The sequence below is a fragment of the Rhizobium sp. CF142 genome, from assembly GCF_000281145.1.
Lineage (GTDB): Bacteria > Pseudomonadota > Alphaproteobacteria > Rhizobiales > Rhizobiaceae > Rhizobium.
The window spans coordinates 42,838-57,818 of record NZ_AJWE01000041.1 but is presented as its reverse complement, the minus strand read 5'-3'; the positions used below and the strand labels follow the sequence as shown (position 1 = coordinate 57,818).

At 60.4% G+C, this 14,981-nt stretch carries 11 protein-coding genes; 1 reads left to right on the top strand and 10 read right to left on the bottom strand.

Going from position 1 to position 14,981, the window contains the following annotated elements; translation table 11 throughout:
• Window positions 1–594: 594 nt before the first annotated feature.
• The 7 genes from PMI11_RS11440 to PMI11_RS11410 form a co-directional block, all read right to left on the bottom strand.
• Window positions 595–2,271, bottom strand: coding sequence for an ABC transporter ATP-binding protein (locus tag PMI11_RS11440; protein ID WP_007816883.1), 1,677 nt, complete (start codon window positions 2,269–2,271; stop codon window positions 595–597).
• Complete coding sequence (locus tag PMI11_RS11435) at window positions 2,268–3,212, bottom strand: acetamidase/formamidase family protein (protein WP_007816881.1); 945 nt, start codon at window positions 3,210–3,212, stop codon at window positions 2,268–2,270. Before PMI11_RS11435 ends, PMI11_RS11440 begins: the two co-directional genes overlap by 4 nt.
• A gap of 67 nt (window positions 3,213–3,279) precedes the next feature.
• Window positions 3,280–4,899, bottom strand: coding sequence for an ABC transporter substrate-binding protein (locus PMI11_RS11430; RefSeq protein ID WP_007816879.1), 1,620 nt, complete (start codon window positions 4,897–4,899; stop codon window positions 3,280–3,282).
• A gap of 25 nt (window positions 4,900–4,924) precedes the next feature.
• Window positions 4,925–5,845: an ABC transporter permease gene (locus PMI11_RS11425; RefSeq protein ID WP_007816878.1), complete on the bottom strand. Its 921-nt coding sequence runs from the start codon at window positions 5,843–5,845 to the stop codon at window positions 4,925–4,927.
• Window positions 5,845–6,693, bottom strand: coding sequence for an ABC transporter permease (locus PMI11_RS11420; protein WP_007816876.1), 849 nt, complete (start codon window positions 6,691–6,693; stop codon window positions 5,845–5,847). The genes PMI11_RS11425 and PMI11_RS11420 overlap by 1 nt, the downstream gene beginning before the upstream one ends.
• A complete protein-coding gene (locus tag PMI11_RS11415) occupies window positions 6,693–7,274 on the bottom strand; it encodes an ANTAR domain-containing response regulator (protein WP_007816873.1) in 582 nt (193 codons plus the stop codon). Before PMI11_RS11415 ends, PMI11_RS11420 begins: the two co-directional genes overlap by 1 nt.
• On the bottom strand, window positions 7,271–8,404 hold the full coding sequence (locus PMI11_RS11410; protein ID WP_007816872.1) for a transporter substrate-binding protein: 1,134 nt from the start codon (window positions 8,402–8,404) through the stop codon (window positions 7,271–7,273). The genes PMI11_RS11415 and PMI11_RS11410 overlap by 4 nt, the downstream gene beginning before the upstream one ends.
• A 327-nt stretch (window positions 8,405–8,731) precedes the next feature.
• Here PMI11_RS11410 and PMI11_RS11405 point away from each other — a divergent pair, with 327 nt between their 5' ends.
• Window positions 8,732–10,345 carry a hypothetical protein gene (locus PMI11_RS11405; protein ID WP_007816870.1) on the top strand — a complete coding sequence of 538 codons (1,614 nt, stop codon included), beginning with the start codon at window positions 8,732–8,734 and terminating at the stop codon, window positions 10,343–10,345.
• A 171-nt stretch (window positions 10,346–10,516) separates the two neighbouring features.
• On the opposite strand, the gene PMI11_RS11400 is transcribed toward PMI11_RS11405, so the two are convergent.
• The 3 genes from PMI11_RS11400 to PMI11_RS11390 are packed head-to-tail and all read right to left on the bottom strand — an operon-like array spanning window position 10,517 to window position 14,935.
• Window positions 10,517–12,763, bottom strand: coding sequence for a glycoside hydrolase family 95 protein (locus tag PMI11_RS11400; RefSeq protein WP_037071164.1), 2,247 nt, complete (start codon window positions 12,761–12,763; stop codon window positions 10,517–10,519).
• Between the two features lie 2 nt (window positions 12,764–12,765).
• Window positions 12,766–13,863, bottom strand: a complete 1,098-nt coding sequence (ugpC, locus tag PMI11_RS11395; protein WP_007816867.1) for an ABC transporter ATP-binding protein — start codon at window positions 13,861–13,863, stop codon at window positions 12,766–12,768.
• A gap of 37 nt (window positions 13,864–13,900) precedes the next feature.
• Window positions 13,901–14,935: a LacI family DNA-binding transcriptional regulator gene (locus tag PMI11_RS11390; protein ID WP_007816865.1), complete on the bottom strand. Its 1,035-nt coding sequence runs from the start codon at window positions 14,933–14,935 to the stop codon at window positions 13,901–13,903.
• Between the last annotated feature and the right edge of the window lie 46 nt (window positions 14,936–14,981).

Genomic DNA, 14,981 nt, shown 5'->3' with positions numbered 1-14,981 from the left:
GCAACGATTGCGTCTGCTGCGAATGCCGGTGCAGCGATGAGGGCAGCTGCGGAACCAAGCAACATCATACGAATGTTCATGGAAAGCCAATCTCCTAAGTTCGAGTGCGTTCCACGAAAGAACGTCCCCTCTGATAAAGCCCGATTAATTCGGTAAGAGCTAAAATAGCCGAAAGGCGGGAGGGCTCAACAACGAATGCTCTCATTTTGTAGCGAATTCTAACTAAACCTTGGTGTGTGTGACAGATGTACAACAGTCCTTGTGCGGGTATTAACAAGAGGTAAAACAGAATAGCGAAATATTACTATATTAGGACGACTTAGCCGGATTTGGCCGCGGGAAAACGGGCACGACGGGGTGTCGCTGAATGCTGAATTTATCGAATATCCATCCGCTGCGAGCCTGTATTTGCCCATTTGGACGGGGCTGCCGAAAGAAAATGCGGCTGACAAATGGGCTATAGCTGGCAGGCGCGGCCGACATTCGATCATGCCGCAAGTCGATTCTAAGCGATGATTCGTCGGAGGCCGAGGGCAAACTCGCGGAAGCGTACACAGCTCCAAAGGAGGCGCTTCTGCTCCTTATCTAGAAATCTCAGACCTGTGCTCGCCGCGCTTCCGGATCGGGGATCGGGACGGCCGCCATCAGGGCCTTCGTGTAATCCTCTGCCGGGTGTTCGAAGATTTGACGACGGGTGCCCGTTTCGACAATCTTGCCGCCGCGCATGACGGCGACCTTGTGGGACATGCGTTCGACAACAGCCATGTCGTGCGAGATGAAGAGGTAGGAGAGCCCCATGCTTTCCTGCAGTTCCAGCATCAGATCAAGCACGCGGGCGCGGACGGATACGTCGAGTGCCGCAACACTTTCATCGGCAACGATCAGCTTCGGCTCGAGCGCGAGAGCGCGGGCAATGCAGATGCGCTGACGCTGGCCGCCGGAAAATTCGTGCGGATAACGCGTGGCGGCATCCGCCGTCAGGCCAACACGGCGCAGGAGTTCCGCAACCCTGTCGCGCCGCTCGGCCTTGTTGGCGATACCATGGATGACCAGCGGCTCGGCAATCGCGGAGCCGACTGCCATGCGCGGGTCGAGCGAGGCATAGGGGTCCTGGAAGATCATCTGCGCCGTGCGGCGTATGGGCTGCATCTCGCGATGGCTGAGCCCGGCAATGTTGCGGCCGTTGATGATCACATCGCCGGTAAAAGGGATAAGGCCGAGCACCGCCTTGCCGGTTGTCGATTTTCCCGATCCGCTTTCGCCGACGAGACCGAGCGTTTCGCCGGGTAGAATATTGAAGGAGACGTCGCTGACAGCCGCAGCCGGCGCCTTTCCCTTGAAGAGAAAGCTCGCTGCGCCGCCATAGGTGACGTTCAGCCCGCGTACATTCAGGACCGGGGTGCGGTCCGGGTGCAGGGTTTCGACGCTGCGCGACGTGATGCGCGGCGGCCCATCCGTACCGGCAAAAGCGCCGAGGCGCGGCACGGCCGAGAGCAGTTGCCGCGTATAGTTCTGCCGCGGCGCGCGGAAAATGCCGATCGCCGGGCCTTCTTCGACGATGCCGCCATTCTGCATGATGATGACGCGGTCGGCCATTTCAGCGACAACGCCCATGTCGTGGGTGATCAGGATAATCGACGTGCCGAATTCCGACTTCAGTTCGCGCATCAGTTTGAGGATCTGCGCCTGCACCGTCACGTCGAGCGCCGTGGTCGGCTCATCGGCAATCAGCACTTTCGGACGGCAGGAGAGGGCCATGGCGATCATCACGCGCTGGCGCATGCCGCCCGAGAGTTCGTGCGGATATTGCTTCAGGCGTTTCGCCGGATCGGTGATCTGTACGGCATCAAGCATCTGCAGCGCGATCGCCTCGGCATTCTCGCTGCCCTGATGCTCGCGGATAGCCTCTGTCAGCTGCACACCGATTGACATGACCGGGTTGAGCGAGGTCATCGGTTCCTGGAAGACCATGGCGATATCGCCGCCGCGCACACTGCGCATGGCCCGGTCGGAAAGTTTCAGCAGATCACGATCGCCGAGCAAGATGTTCCCGGAGGCCACCTGGAGCGAAGCCTTCGGCAGCAAACCCATGATCGACAGTGACGTCACGGATTTGCCCGAGCCGGATTCTCCGGCCAGGCAAAGCGTTTCGCCGCTTGCGAGATCAAAGCTGATATCTTTCAGAACCGGTTTGCGTCCATCAGGCGTTCGCGCATCGACATTGAGATTGCGGACGCTGAGAATGGGCGCGGCGGGCATGGCTTCAATCACGCGAATACGATCCTCGGGAAGTAGAAAGAGACGACCCAGTTCGGCATATCGACGATTTCGCTGATGCGCAGATCGCCGCAGACCGAGCAGAGCAGATAGGCGTCGACGGCGCTCATGCCATGTTCCGCGGTCAGAAGATCGATCATACGCATGACGCTTTCGCGCGCGCCGGTCATCAGGTCTGGGCCGATGCCGGTCGTCACTTCATAGCCGGCGCCGTCGAGATGGCGGGTGACGGGCTCGGTGGTGGTGAAGCGCGGCGTCTGCAAGCGCGCATCCTTGACGAGTTCGATCGTCGCCTCGACATTCATCTGGCTTTCGATCGCCGTGCCGCAGACTTCTCCATCCCCCTGTGCGGCATGCGTGTCGCCGATGGAGAAGAGTGCGCCCTCGACCTCGATCGGCAGGTAGAGAGTGACACCAGCGGTCAGATCGCGAATATCCATATTGCCGCCGACGCGACGCGGCGGCACGACGGAATGCGTGCCCGGCTCGGCCGGAGCAACGCCGATCGTGCCGGCAAAGGGCTTCAGCGGCACGCGGCCGCCGGGGCCGTAAAGGGCCGGCGTCATGCTATTGGCGTCATAGGACCAGACGTGCAGCGCCGGTTCCTTGAACTGGTCGGCGAGCAGGCCGAAGCCTGGAATATTGGCGGTCCAGCCGGTGCCCGAGGGAATGAACTTGCGCAGCGTCACTTTCAGCGCATCGCCGGGCTTGGCGCCCTCGACATAGATCGGACCGGAAACCGGGTTGATCTTGCCGAAATCCAGATTGTTCAGAGTGTCGAGCGTCGCGTCGCTGCCGAGCTGTCCGCCGGAGGAATCCAGGCATTCGAAATGGATGGTCTCGCCAGGCTTGGCGACGACGGCTGGTGCGAAATCCTTGTTCCAGCCGAAATTATGCTGGGCGCGGTGAATCGTGTGGGTGCAGGCAATGCACATAAGGTGTCTCCCTCGATTTTATGATGCCTTCCCGGCTCGTGCCGGGAAGGCCTTATTTCCTAAGGGCTTATTGCTTCACGTAGATCGCGTCGTAATTGATGACGCGGGTCGGATCGATGTAGATATTGTCGGCACCACCCATGCGCAGCGACTTGGCGACGACGCGGCGCTCGTTGATGACGGGAACCCAGGGCGCATCGGCCATGATGTCGGTGAAGACCTTGCCCCAGGCAGCGGTGCGTTCGGCAGACTTTGCCGGATCGGACATGGAGTCGGCGGCAACCGCACGCTTGTCGAGATCGGCATTGCAGTACCAGGACCAGTTCCAGCCGCCCTGAACAGCGCCGGCGCAACCGAGGATCGGGCCGTAGAAGTTGGACGGATCAGGGAAGTCGGCGATCCAGGCCATGCCGCCCGACCAGATCATCGGCGCTTCGCCTTCCGTGCCGCCGGCCGAAATGACATTGGCCTGTGCCAGAGCACGAACTTCAGCCTTGACACCGATCGCTGCGAGATCCTGCTGGATCGCCTGGGCGATACGCGGCTGCGGATCCGTATTGGTCGAGTAGAGCACCGTTTCGAATCCGTCAGGGAAGCCGGCCTCGGCAAGCAGCGCCTTGGCCTTGGCAACGTCATAGGCATAGCCGGTGAAGGACTTGTCGTAACCCGGCATCAGCGGCGGCAGCGGCTGGTTGGCAGGCGTCGCGCGGCCGTTCAGGATACGAGTGATGCGATCCTTGTTGACGGCCATGTTGATCGCCTGGCGCACCTTGACGTTGTCGAAGGGCTTCACCTTGGTGTTGAGCGTGATGTAGCCCGTATGCAGTTGCTCGCCATCGACGATCATCTGCGCGCCGTCAGCAGAGTTCTTGATCTCAAGGAATTTTGCCGGCGGGATACCGTCTCCGGCAATATCGACTTCACCCTTCTGCAGGCGCAGCAGCGCCACCAGCGGCTCCTGGCCGACTTCGACCTTGAAGCTGTCGATATAGGGTACGCCCTTGACGAAATAATCCTTGTTGCGCTCGAAAACGAGCTGCTGGCCAATCGTCCAGTCCTTCAGGATGAAGGTGCCGGAACCGACGGGCTTCTTGCCGAAATCGCCGCCGGCTGCTTCGACCGCTTCCTTCGGTACGACTGATGCGAAGTTGATGGCGAGCACGTGCAGGAAGGTCGCGTCAGGGCGCGACAGGTGGAAGACGACTGTGCTGTCGTCAGGCGTCTCGATGCCCGAGAGCGTCTCGGTCTTGCCGCCGGTTTCATCCTCGAAACCCTGGATAGCACCGAAGAAGCCGGCGCCCGGGCCTTGCGTCTTCGGATTGACGGCGCGTTCAATCGAATATTTCACGTCGGAAGCAACGACCTCACGGCCGTTGGAGAACTTTACGCCCTTGTGCAGCTTGAACGTATAGGTGAGGCCATCGGGCGAGACGATGAAGCTCTCGGCCAGCGACGGCACCGGGTTAGGCGTGCCGGGCGCGTAGTCCATCAGGCGCGAATAGAGACTCTTGATCATCGACCAGTTGACCCAGTCATAACCGATGGCCGGATCGAGCGTGGTAATGTCGTCCTTATAGGTGACGACGATATCGCCGCCCTGCTTGGGCGTTTCCTGCGCCTTGGCGGTGAGGGGGGCGAGCGCCACCATCGTTGCCATGGTCGTGTGTCGAAGCCAGCGTTTGAACATTCGGGTTCCCCTTCTTTGGTTGCTGTCAACGTGTACGGATACGTGGATCGATGAGCGGCGCCACCAGATCGGCGAGCAAGTTGCCGATGACGATGGCAAGCGCCGATGTCAGCGTGACGCCCATGATGATTGGTATGTCGACCTGCTGGATCGCCTGCCAGGCGAGTTGACCGATGCCCGGCCAGCCATAGACGGCCTCGACCACGACCACGCCACCCATGAACTGGCCGATATCGATGCCGATCATGGCAATGATCGGCAGGATGGCGTTCGGCAGGGCGTGGCGGAAGATGATACGGCGCGAGGACAGGCCCTTGGCCCGGGCCGTGCGGACATAATCCTGATTGAGCACATCGATCATCGCCGATCGGACCATGCGTGCATACCAGCCGGCGCCAAGGACGCCGAGGGTGGAGGCCGGCAGCACGACATGGGAGAACGTGCCATAGCCGCTCATGGGTAGCCATCCGAGCGTTACAGCAAATACATAAAGAAGAAGAAGCGCGACGACGAATTGCGGCGCCGAAACGCCGACGAAGGAAGCCGTCATGACCAGGCGATCGATGAAACCGCCGCGGCGCACCGCAGCGATCGTGCCAAGCGACAGGCCGAGAGCGACCTCTACCAGAATCCCGGCCAACATGAGGACGAGCGTTGCCGGCAGTCGAGCGGCTATCAGCGTCCAGACCTCAGTCTTCTGCGCATAGGAGCGGCCGAGATTGCCGTGCAGCAGATTGGAGAGATAGGTGCTGAACTGCACGAGCAAAGGCTGGTCGAGGCCGAGTTCATGTCGGATATTGGCAACAGTCTGTGCCGTGGCACTGCGACCCGCAATCATGCGCGCCGGGTCGGCCGGCAGCGCATAGAGCAGCACGAAGGTAATGGCGGCAACGCCAAGAAGGATGAGAGCGGCCTGAACCAGCCGGCGAAGGATGAGGAAAAACATCAGCCTCTCCCGCGCTGGGTCGGATCGAGGATGTCGCGCAGTGCATCTCCGACGAGGTTGAAGGACAGTGCCGTCAGCAGGATGATCGCGCCGGGGAAGAAGACGAGCCACGGAGCTGCCTGGAAGTAACTCTGGCTTTCGAAAATGATATTGCCCCAGGAAGGCTGCGGCGGCTGCACGCCGATGCCGAGGAAGGAAAGCGTCGCTTCCAGCAGAACGGTGGTGGCGATACCAAGTGTGCCCCAGACGATCGCCGTCGGCACGAGGTGCGGCAGGATATGCAGGAAAAGCACGCGCATATGGCCGGCACCGAGCGAGCGCTCGGCCATGATGAAATCGCGCTCCACCAGCCCGCGCGTCTCAGTATAGACGATGCGGGCGACCTGCACCCAGTTGACCAGAGCAATCACCATGGCGACGATCCAGAGGCTCGGGCGCAGCAAGGCGGCAAGCACGATCGCCAGCAGCAGGGCCGGGAACGCCATCATCAGATCGGTGAAGCGCATCAGGATATTGCCGACGATGCCGCGCAGGTAACCGGCGAGAATGCCGATGAAGAGGCCGATTGCTACGGCAATGCCGTTGGCAACGAGGCCGATGACGAGCGAGGTCCGCGCGCCGAACAGCATGCGCGAGAAGAGGTCACGACCCAGCGTATCCGTGCCGAGCAGATAGGGTCCGCCGGGCGGCAGCGGCGCGCCTTCCAGCGACAGGCCGTCGAACATCTGCTCATCGGGGTTGAAGGGCGCGATCCAGGGAGCGGCCACGGCCAGGCCGATAACGACAAGCACGACGATAAGGCCGAAGAGGGCGGTCGGCTGACGCAAAATGGCTTTCATGACACGCATCAACCCGCCTCCGGCAGGGGTTCTATGCCGCCGATAATAAAGGCAGCGACCTGTTCCATCGGCAGGCGGCGGCGCATGGCGCAATTGCGCAGGATCGAATAGGCGCGTTCCTCATCGACCCCATGTGCCTTCATCAGCTTTTCGACGGCGGCATGCACGAGCGGGCGCAGTCGTACGCGCTCTTCGAGATATTGCAGGCGCTCGGCCACACCCTTGCGCTCCTGATGAATGGCGACGGCCATGACGAGGGCCGGATATACGGCGGAGGCGGCAATCGGCTTGGCAATGATCGCGCCGGCACCCTGGCCGAGCGCCCAGGCGATACGGCCCGGCGCTTCCGAGCCGAGCAGGGCGACGACCGGGCATGTCGGCGTTATTCCACTCCAGGGCAGGAGATCGTCAAAGCCCTGGTCGGCATCGACGATGACGAGATCGGGCACGCCTGCGGCCGAAAGCGGCGCCCATTGCAGCGTTGCCGACAGGCCGAGAAGGCGCAACTGGCGGATCAGTCTTTCGGTATTGCCGTCCTCGCGGTGCAGGACGACAGTATGCCAGCCGGCGAAATTGGGTGTTTCCTTCATGATACAACCCGCAATTTCGGCGAAGCCGGTTTGTTGCGGCCGGTCAGATAGGGATCGGCAGCAAGTGGCGGACGCGAGACGATCACATCAAAGCCGTTATGGGTATTGATACGACCGAGATGAAAAGGCAGGGCAGCGTGGTTCGTTTCGCGGTCGATATTGAGCGTGCCGAAGGGCGTCGCCCAGCTCTTGCTATATAATTCCCGGCGCACGCTCGCCGGCTCGTCGCCATCGGCAGCCACGATCGCATCGACGCAAAGACGCACAGCCGTATAGGCGCTGGCAAAGACGCTGGAGATGCGGCGCGGCGCGCCATAATGAGCGAGGATCCGCTGTTTGAAGTCGCCATTTTCGGAGGTGGCGACACTATCAAAATAGGAGGCTGCGCAGAGCTGGCCGATGGCCGCACCCGGCGCGATATCGTCAAGCTCGCATTCCATTAGGTCGCAGCTGACGACCGGGCAGTTCTCGGGCCGGAAGGCCGCGTCGCGATCGGCAAGCCGGCGGATCGCCTCATGGAAGGCGTAGCTTGAGGGGCCGATCAGATTGTTGAGGATGAAGCTTGGACGACGCTGCTCGATATCCGTGACGATGCGCTCAACGGCAGTTTCCTCGAGTGGCAGGTAACGCTCGCCGAGAACCTCGCCGCCTGTATTCGTTGTCAACTCGCGGGCGAGCCGGTTCATCTCCCAGCCCCAGACATAGTTGGCGCCGACGAGATAGGGCCGGTTGCCGTAGCGCGGGATCAAATGTTCGAAGAGCGGCAGCAGGTGCTGGTTCGGGCAGCCGCCGACATAGATGACGTTTTCGTTCGCCTCGAAACCCTCGTAGGGGCACATGTACCAGAGAAGCCCGTCATGCTTTTCGATGAGCGGGATGACTTCCTTACGGGCGGCCGAGGTAATGGTGCCGATAATATGGCGGCAGCCGGCACGCAGCAGATGGCGTGCGCCTTCGAGATAAGCGGCAAGATCGGCCTGCGGGTCGAAAAAGATCGGTTCGACGGGCCGGCCGCTTTCTGCAGCGAATTCGGCAATCGCGAATTCCGCGCCGTCGCGCGCGTCGCGCCCCATCGAGCCGTAAGGGCCGGTGGTGGAGTAAAGAATGCCGATTTTCAACGCATCATTCATCTGCAAGCCAAAAAACCAAAAACCCCATGAGGGCGTCCCATCTGCGACGGGGCCATCATGGGGCGAAATTGCCCAGCGACTATCGAAGTCATGTAAGAATGCGGAGGCGCTCTCTGCCTAATCCGCAGGCTTGAATAAAATACAGGCAGTCCGGTTTTGTCAAGCGCGCGGCAGGCGAAATCCGGGACGATGCGGTAAGATCACAGCTGCGGGCGGAGGGCCTGAAGATGAAGCTCTCGCACCGTGCCGGATACCATTGGGGGTGCTTGCAAAAACATCAACTCAAACGATAGTGTCGTTGAGGTGTTTTTGTTGGGGCGGCATTGAATGAAACCGCAAATAAAGGTCAATGCCGAGGATATTCATACGAAGCTCAACCGGCTGGGACCGGGTCGCGAGCTCTATCTGAAAAAGGGCCGTTATCCCGATCCGATAACGATAACGGGTAAACGAGGTTCCGGGGATCGCCCTATTTACATCACCGGTCGGGGAGCAATCCTCGGCTCTGACATGGACTTCGACGCCTATCAGCAAACTGCGAACAAACTGGCCGCCGCTCACCAGAAAGGCGGTTCGTTTCCCGGCGTCTATTTCATGGCTGATAATGCGGCTTTGACATTGCGTGATTGCCAATGGGTTATCATCGACGAACTGGTTTTCAGGAACTGCTGGCCGACAGCAATATACCTCGACAACTGCCAACATATTTTCATACGCCGCGTCGATTTCAGGGGAGGGTGCATTGCGATTGGTGCGGCCGGCCCCTACACGCGTCATCTGCTCATCGAAAAATGCAGCTGGGTCCAGGATACGAAAAGCCACGGTGAAGACGACGTCCTGTCGATCCGGGACGATGGTTATGTTCGTGCCGACTTATCCCCGAGAGACTGCAGGCTTTGGAGCGATATCCCCTGGAAGCAGGTGCATGGATCAGGCGATGAGGATAGTCCCGTTGACCCCGTCGGCGATGCACGTGCCTATGATGGCGACTTCTTCCGTGCCTGGACCATCGCCGGATATGTCATCATCCGCGACAACGTCATCACAGACGCATTCAATGGCGTCCATTTCTTCAATCAGGCATCGGAGTCCACCAAGGAAGCCTTCGCCCGGAACGTTCTTATCGAAGATAACTGGTTCGTGCGGATAAAGGATAACGCCGTCGAACCTGAAAATTTCGCGTGGAACTGGACGATCCGCCTGAACCAATTCGTCGATTGCTATATGCCGTTTTCCTTCGAAATGCAGCGCTCCGGCTACTTCTATGTCTACGGCAATCTTGGCTGGAACGTTCACATTCCCGGACCCGAAGACGACAAGCATGCCAAGGGCGTGCTTTTCAAGTTTCCCGACACGCATATTGCGGATGGACCGCATTACGTCTTCAATAATACCTGGCTCCTTCGCGCGCCGATTGCCAAGAAGAAGAGATTTGCGAAGCTTGAGCATCGCAACAACCTTATCGGCTATGCGACTGACGCCGATAAGTTCAAGTGGGAGGCTTGTTCTCCCTTCGGATCAAGCTGGAGCTTCGACTCTTATCCTTCGACCGAGCTGGATGACCTGTTCCGCTTTGAGGAGGATTGCTTCACACGTTCCTGGGGATCTCTTGGCATCGTCTTTGACGGTGACGTGATCTCTCACCGGGATTTTCCCGACCGATTGCGGCAGGCGCATTATGATATCGGCAAGAATGCCAGGTACGCGGCCTTTCAATTCCAGGATCAGACCATCGGTCTGCCATCCGGATTGAAGATAACCAAGGCTCCGCCGGCAGTAGCCTTCTCGATCGAGTTGCCGGATAAATCGAGCAGTCTGTTTTCGCCATCCAACTATTGCGTCGGCGCCTGGCAGGAAACCGGCCGGATCGAGGCCTTTGATCCGTCATTCGCAGTCATATGGCCGACACCAGCACAGTATTCTGAGGAATACCAATCCTAGGAAGGGAAGAGCGTAGCAGCGGAAATATCTGCTTTCGAAGCAGCGCGAAACAAGATCGACGCCGGTGTCGCCAGCCCGAACTTCGTGCGGACAAAGATGCACTCGGCCAGCTTGTTGGTCTGATAGCCGCTGTATGCCACTAATAGCCGAGTTCGCGCAGAGGCCCGACCTCTATACGAAGAGGTCGTCCTTGCTCGCCATGAAAGTCTGGCCAGCGGTGAGGGTGATGGTGAACCTGCCGTCCGCAAAACGGATGGCGGTCTGAATATCCCGTGCTGCCGAAATCGCAATCTTCACCGGTCTGCCATTCTCCCAGTCGAGGTCGAGAAGCATGCCGCCGCGCACCCGCAAACCGCGCAATGAGCCGCGCGGCCACGCTTTGGGCAAGGCCGGAAGTAGGTGAATTTCGCCTGGGCGAGATTGCACCAGCATTTCCAGGATGCCGGCGGCCCCGCCGAAATTGCCGTCGATCTGGAAGGGCGGATGGGCGTCGAACAGATTGGCATAGGTCCGCTCAGGGCTGATCAGCAGTTTGACCACCTCGAGCGCATGATCGCCGTCACGAAGCCGTGCCCAGAGATTGATGCGCCAGCCGATGCCCCAGCCCGTCGCGTCGTCACCGCGGATTTCCAGCGAGCGACGGGCAGCGGCGGCAAGTGCAGGCGTGTTGTCCATGTCGATCTGCCAGCTCGGATAGAGGCCGTAGAGGTGCGAGACATGCCGGTGGTGCATTTCCGGCGCTTGCAAGTCCCAGTCTTCAAGCCATTCCTGCAGCTGGCCCGCCGATCCGATCCTGTCCGGCGGAAGGCGCGGCAGGACACGATCGATCTCCGAGACGAACTCATCCTCGCCGCCGATGGAGGTGGCGATGGGGCGAAGCAGATTGAGGAAGTCCCGGATAATCTGGTTGTCCATGGCAGGCCCGGCGCAGATCGAAGCGCCGTGCGGGTGGACATTCTCGGGTGACAGCGAGGGGGTTGTCACCAGATAGTTTGTGCCCGGAAGCGACGCCAGCGCATCGAAGACAAACTCTGCCGCAGCCTTGGCAACCGGGAAAAGCCGCCTGCGTAGACGATCGGCGTCGTCGAGGTAATCGCTGAGATCAAGCAATTGTGTCATGAGCCAGGCGCCACCGGTCGGCCAGAGGCCCCATTTGGCGCCGTCGATCGGCCCGGTCGCGCGCCAGAGATCGGTATTGTGGTGCATGACCCAGCCGCGGGCGCGATAATGCACTTGTGCCGTCTCACGTCCGGCTTCAGCAAGCTCCTCCGCCATCTCGACGAGCGGTACAATGCATTGGGGCAGATTGGCCGGGGCCGGCAGCCAGTAGTTCATCTGCAGATTGATGTTGGCTGTATATTTGCTGCCCCAGGGCGGATCGACTTCCTCGTTCCAGATGCCCTGCAGGTTTGCAGGCTGCGTACCCGGGCGGGACGAGGCGATCATCAGGTAGCGGCCGAATTGCACATAGAGTGCCGCAAGCGCGGGATCCTCTCCGTCGGCAAAGCCCGCAATCCGGCGATCGGTCGGGTGCGAGGCTGCCTGCGTCGTGCCAAGATCAATCGCGAAGGCACGGAACAGCCTTTGATGCTCGATGATATGGTCACGACGCATGGCCTCGATGCTGTGGCCGGTAGCTTTAGAAAGGCGTGCGGTGATTGCGCCATCCGGATCGCCGGAGACATCGTCAAAACGTCGGAAACTCGTGGCGGCATCGAGCAGAATCACAAGCTCGTCGGTACTGTCTACGGAGATGATGCCGCTGGAGGAGCTCAAGCTCCCTCCTGTATTGATCACCCGAATGCCGAAAGCAAAGCGAAGGGCGGCAGCAATGCCCCATTCCGCCTTGCCGGTGCCGGAGAAGGTCAGTCCTGCAGCGTCCTGGTCGAAGAGTTGCCCCTGTTGCGGGCTGTCGAGCGATATCCGGCATCTGATGGCTCCGGGCCGATCCGCCGAAAGGCGCAGGACAAGCACGCCATCAACCGTGGAAATAAAGGCTTCGCGAAAGAAGGTGATGCCGTCGGCAACATAGGAGGTCGTGGCGATCGCCGTATCGAGATCGAGCGTGCGACGGTAGCTGCCGATAGTTTGCGAATGGAGGAAATCGATATGGAGATCGCCGATCGGCTGATAGGACATCTGCTTGATCGGCCGCGCCATCAAATGTTCTTCGGCCATTGCTTCTGCTTCCGCATAGTGCCCGGCGAAGATCAGTTCCCGTATTTTCTCCAAGTGGCCATAGGAATCGGGATTGACCGGCCGGTAAGGCCCGCCGGCCCAGAAGGTCGAATCGTTGATCTGCAGCCTCTCGGAAACGGGGTCGCCGAAGACCATGGCGCCGAGCCGACCATTGCCGAGTGGCAGCGCATCCGTCCAGAGCCTGGCAGGGGCATCGTACCAGAGAAGATTGTCCGCCATCGTCATTCTGCCGGGATGCTGTTTGCTGGCCTGATGTCGCGGATCCGCAGGCCGTCGACGCTGAAGAGCAGCGCCTTTCTCGCGGAAAAGCCGGCGTTGACCGTTTCGCCCGGACGCAGGGTCCTTTCCGAGCGGTCCTCGATGATCACGGGTTGGCCCGAAGCGAGAGTTCCGTAGATGAAGCGGGTTCCGCCGAGGTTCTCCACCACGTCGACCTTGACGTCGATCGCGCCGCCGCCTTCGTCCTGTCCGGTGAAATGTTCCGGGCGGATGCCGACCTTGACCGGCATGTCCTTGCCCGGGCCGACGATGCCGGCTCTGAAAACCGCGCCGCAATCGAGCTTGATCACCCCATCGCCGCCGAGCTTGCCATCGAGGAAATTCATCCGCGGCGACCCGATGAAGCCGGCGACGAAGAAATTGTCGGGATCGGCATAGAGCGTGTCCGGCGTGCCGGCCTGCTCGATCTTGCCGGCGCGCATGACGACGATCTTGTCGGCGAGCGTCATCGCTTCGGTCTGGTCATGGGTGACATAGATCATCGTGGCGCCGATGCGCCGGTGTAGCTTGGCGATTTCGACGCGCATCGAGACCCGCAATTCCGCATCGAGGTTCGACAGCGGCTCGTCGAACAGGAAGACGGCCGGGTTGCGCACGATCGCCCGGCCGATTGCGACACGCTGGCGTTGGCCGCCCGAGAGTTGGGCGGGTTTGCGCTTCAGGAGCGACTCGATCTGCAAGGTTGCAGCGGCGGCGGAAACGCTCCTGTCGATATCGGCCTTGCCCATGCCGGCCATGCGCAGCGAGAAGCCGATATTCTGCTCCACCGTCATATGCGGATAAAGCGCGTAGTTCTGGAAGACCATGGCGACGCCGCGTTCGATCGGATCGGCTTCGTTCATGCGCCGCCCGCCGATCGTGAGGTCCCCGCCGGTGATCTTTTCGAGGCCGGCGATCATGCGCAACAGCGTCGACTTTCCGCAACCAGAAGGGCCGACGAAGACCGTGAATGAACCGTCATCGACGCTCAGATTGAGGCCCTCTATCGCTTGAAAGCTGCCATAGGATTTGTCGATATCGTGCAATTCTACGCTGGCCAAAGCTTCCTCCCTTTAACCGCTTGGCGGGCAGAGCGCGTCAGATGATCCGTCGCGTCGAGCCTCGCAGGATGATGTCGCATTCAAGGACGACGCTGCGCGTCGCCCCGCCTGACGGTTCCGTCAGGCGTTCCACGAGAATGTCTGTGATGGTTTCTGCAATGCTTGCGACCGGCTGGGCGACGGCCGTAATGCCGGCTTCATAGAGCCGGAAGATTGCCACGTCGTCGAAGCTGGCGAGCGAAATATCCTCAGGCACATGGCGACCGTTCTCCTTCAGCCAGCTCAGGCCTCCGACTGCCATGCCGTAATTGGCGGAAAAGATCGCGGTGGGCGGATTTTCGAGCGACATCAATCGCTTGGTCGCCTCATAACCGCCATCCATGCGCCAGTTTCCACGCGCCGCGAGCGTCGGATCGATTGTTATGCCCCTGTCGCGCAGCGCCTGCTCATAGCCTGCCAGCCGCTCGATACCCGAAGAATTGCGTGGATCGCCTGTCAAAATGCCGATGCGGCTGTGACCGAGATCGATGAGGTGGCTGACGATGCGATAGCTTGCGCGGTGGTTCTCCACCATGACCCGGTCGGCCGCCAGCCCGCGGACGTCGTTGTTGTAGAAGATGATCGGAATGTCGTGATGGATCAGGTCGTCGACGCGGTCGTAAACCTCCGCTGTGCCGTCCATGACCAGTGCATCGACACGCTGCGCGGCGAAGAAATCCAAGGCTTCCGCGACCACCCGCGGATCGCCGCCATGGCAATAAGTCAGAAGTGCGCGTCCGGTTGGGCGCACCGAATGGGCGAGATGCTCCAGCATGCGGGCATGGAATTCGTCGAATGTCGGCACCAGGAAGCCGATTATATGGGTGAGGTCGGTGCGGATCGAAGCGGCGGCGGCATTGCGCCGATAGCCGAGATCCTGTATCGCCTGCTCGATTTGCTCGCGGTTGGACCGGCGGATCGTCTGGCCGTTGAGATAGCGGGACACGGTGCCGACTGCGACGTTTGCCACCCTGGCAACGTCGATGATCGTGGCTCCGCGCCTCCTTGCAGCCGTCTGGTCCGTCTGTCGCATTTCGAGCGGGCTCCTACACTCATTCATGGGAAATGGCGCCCGGTCA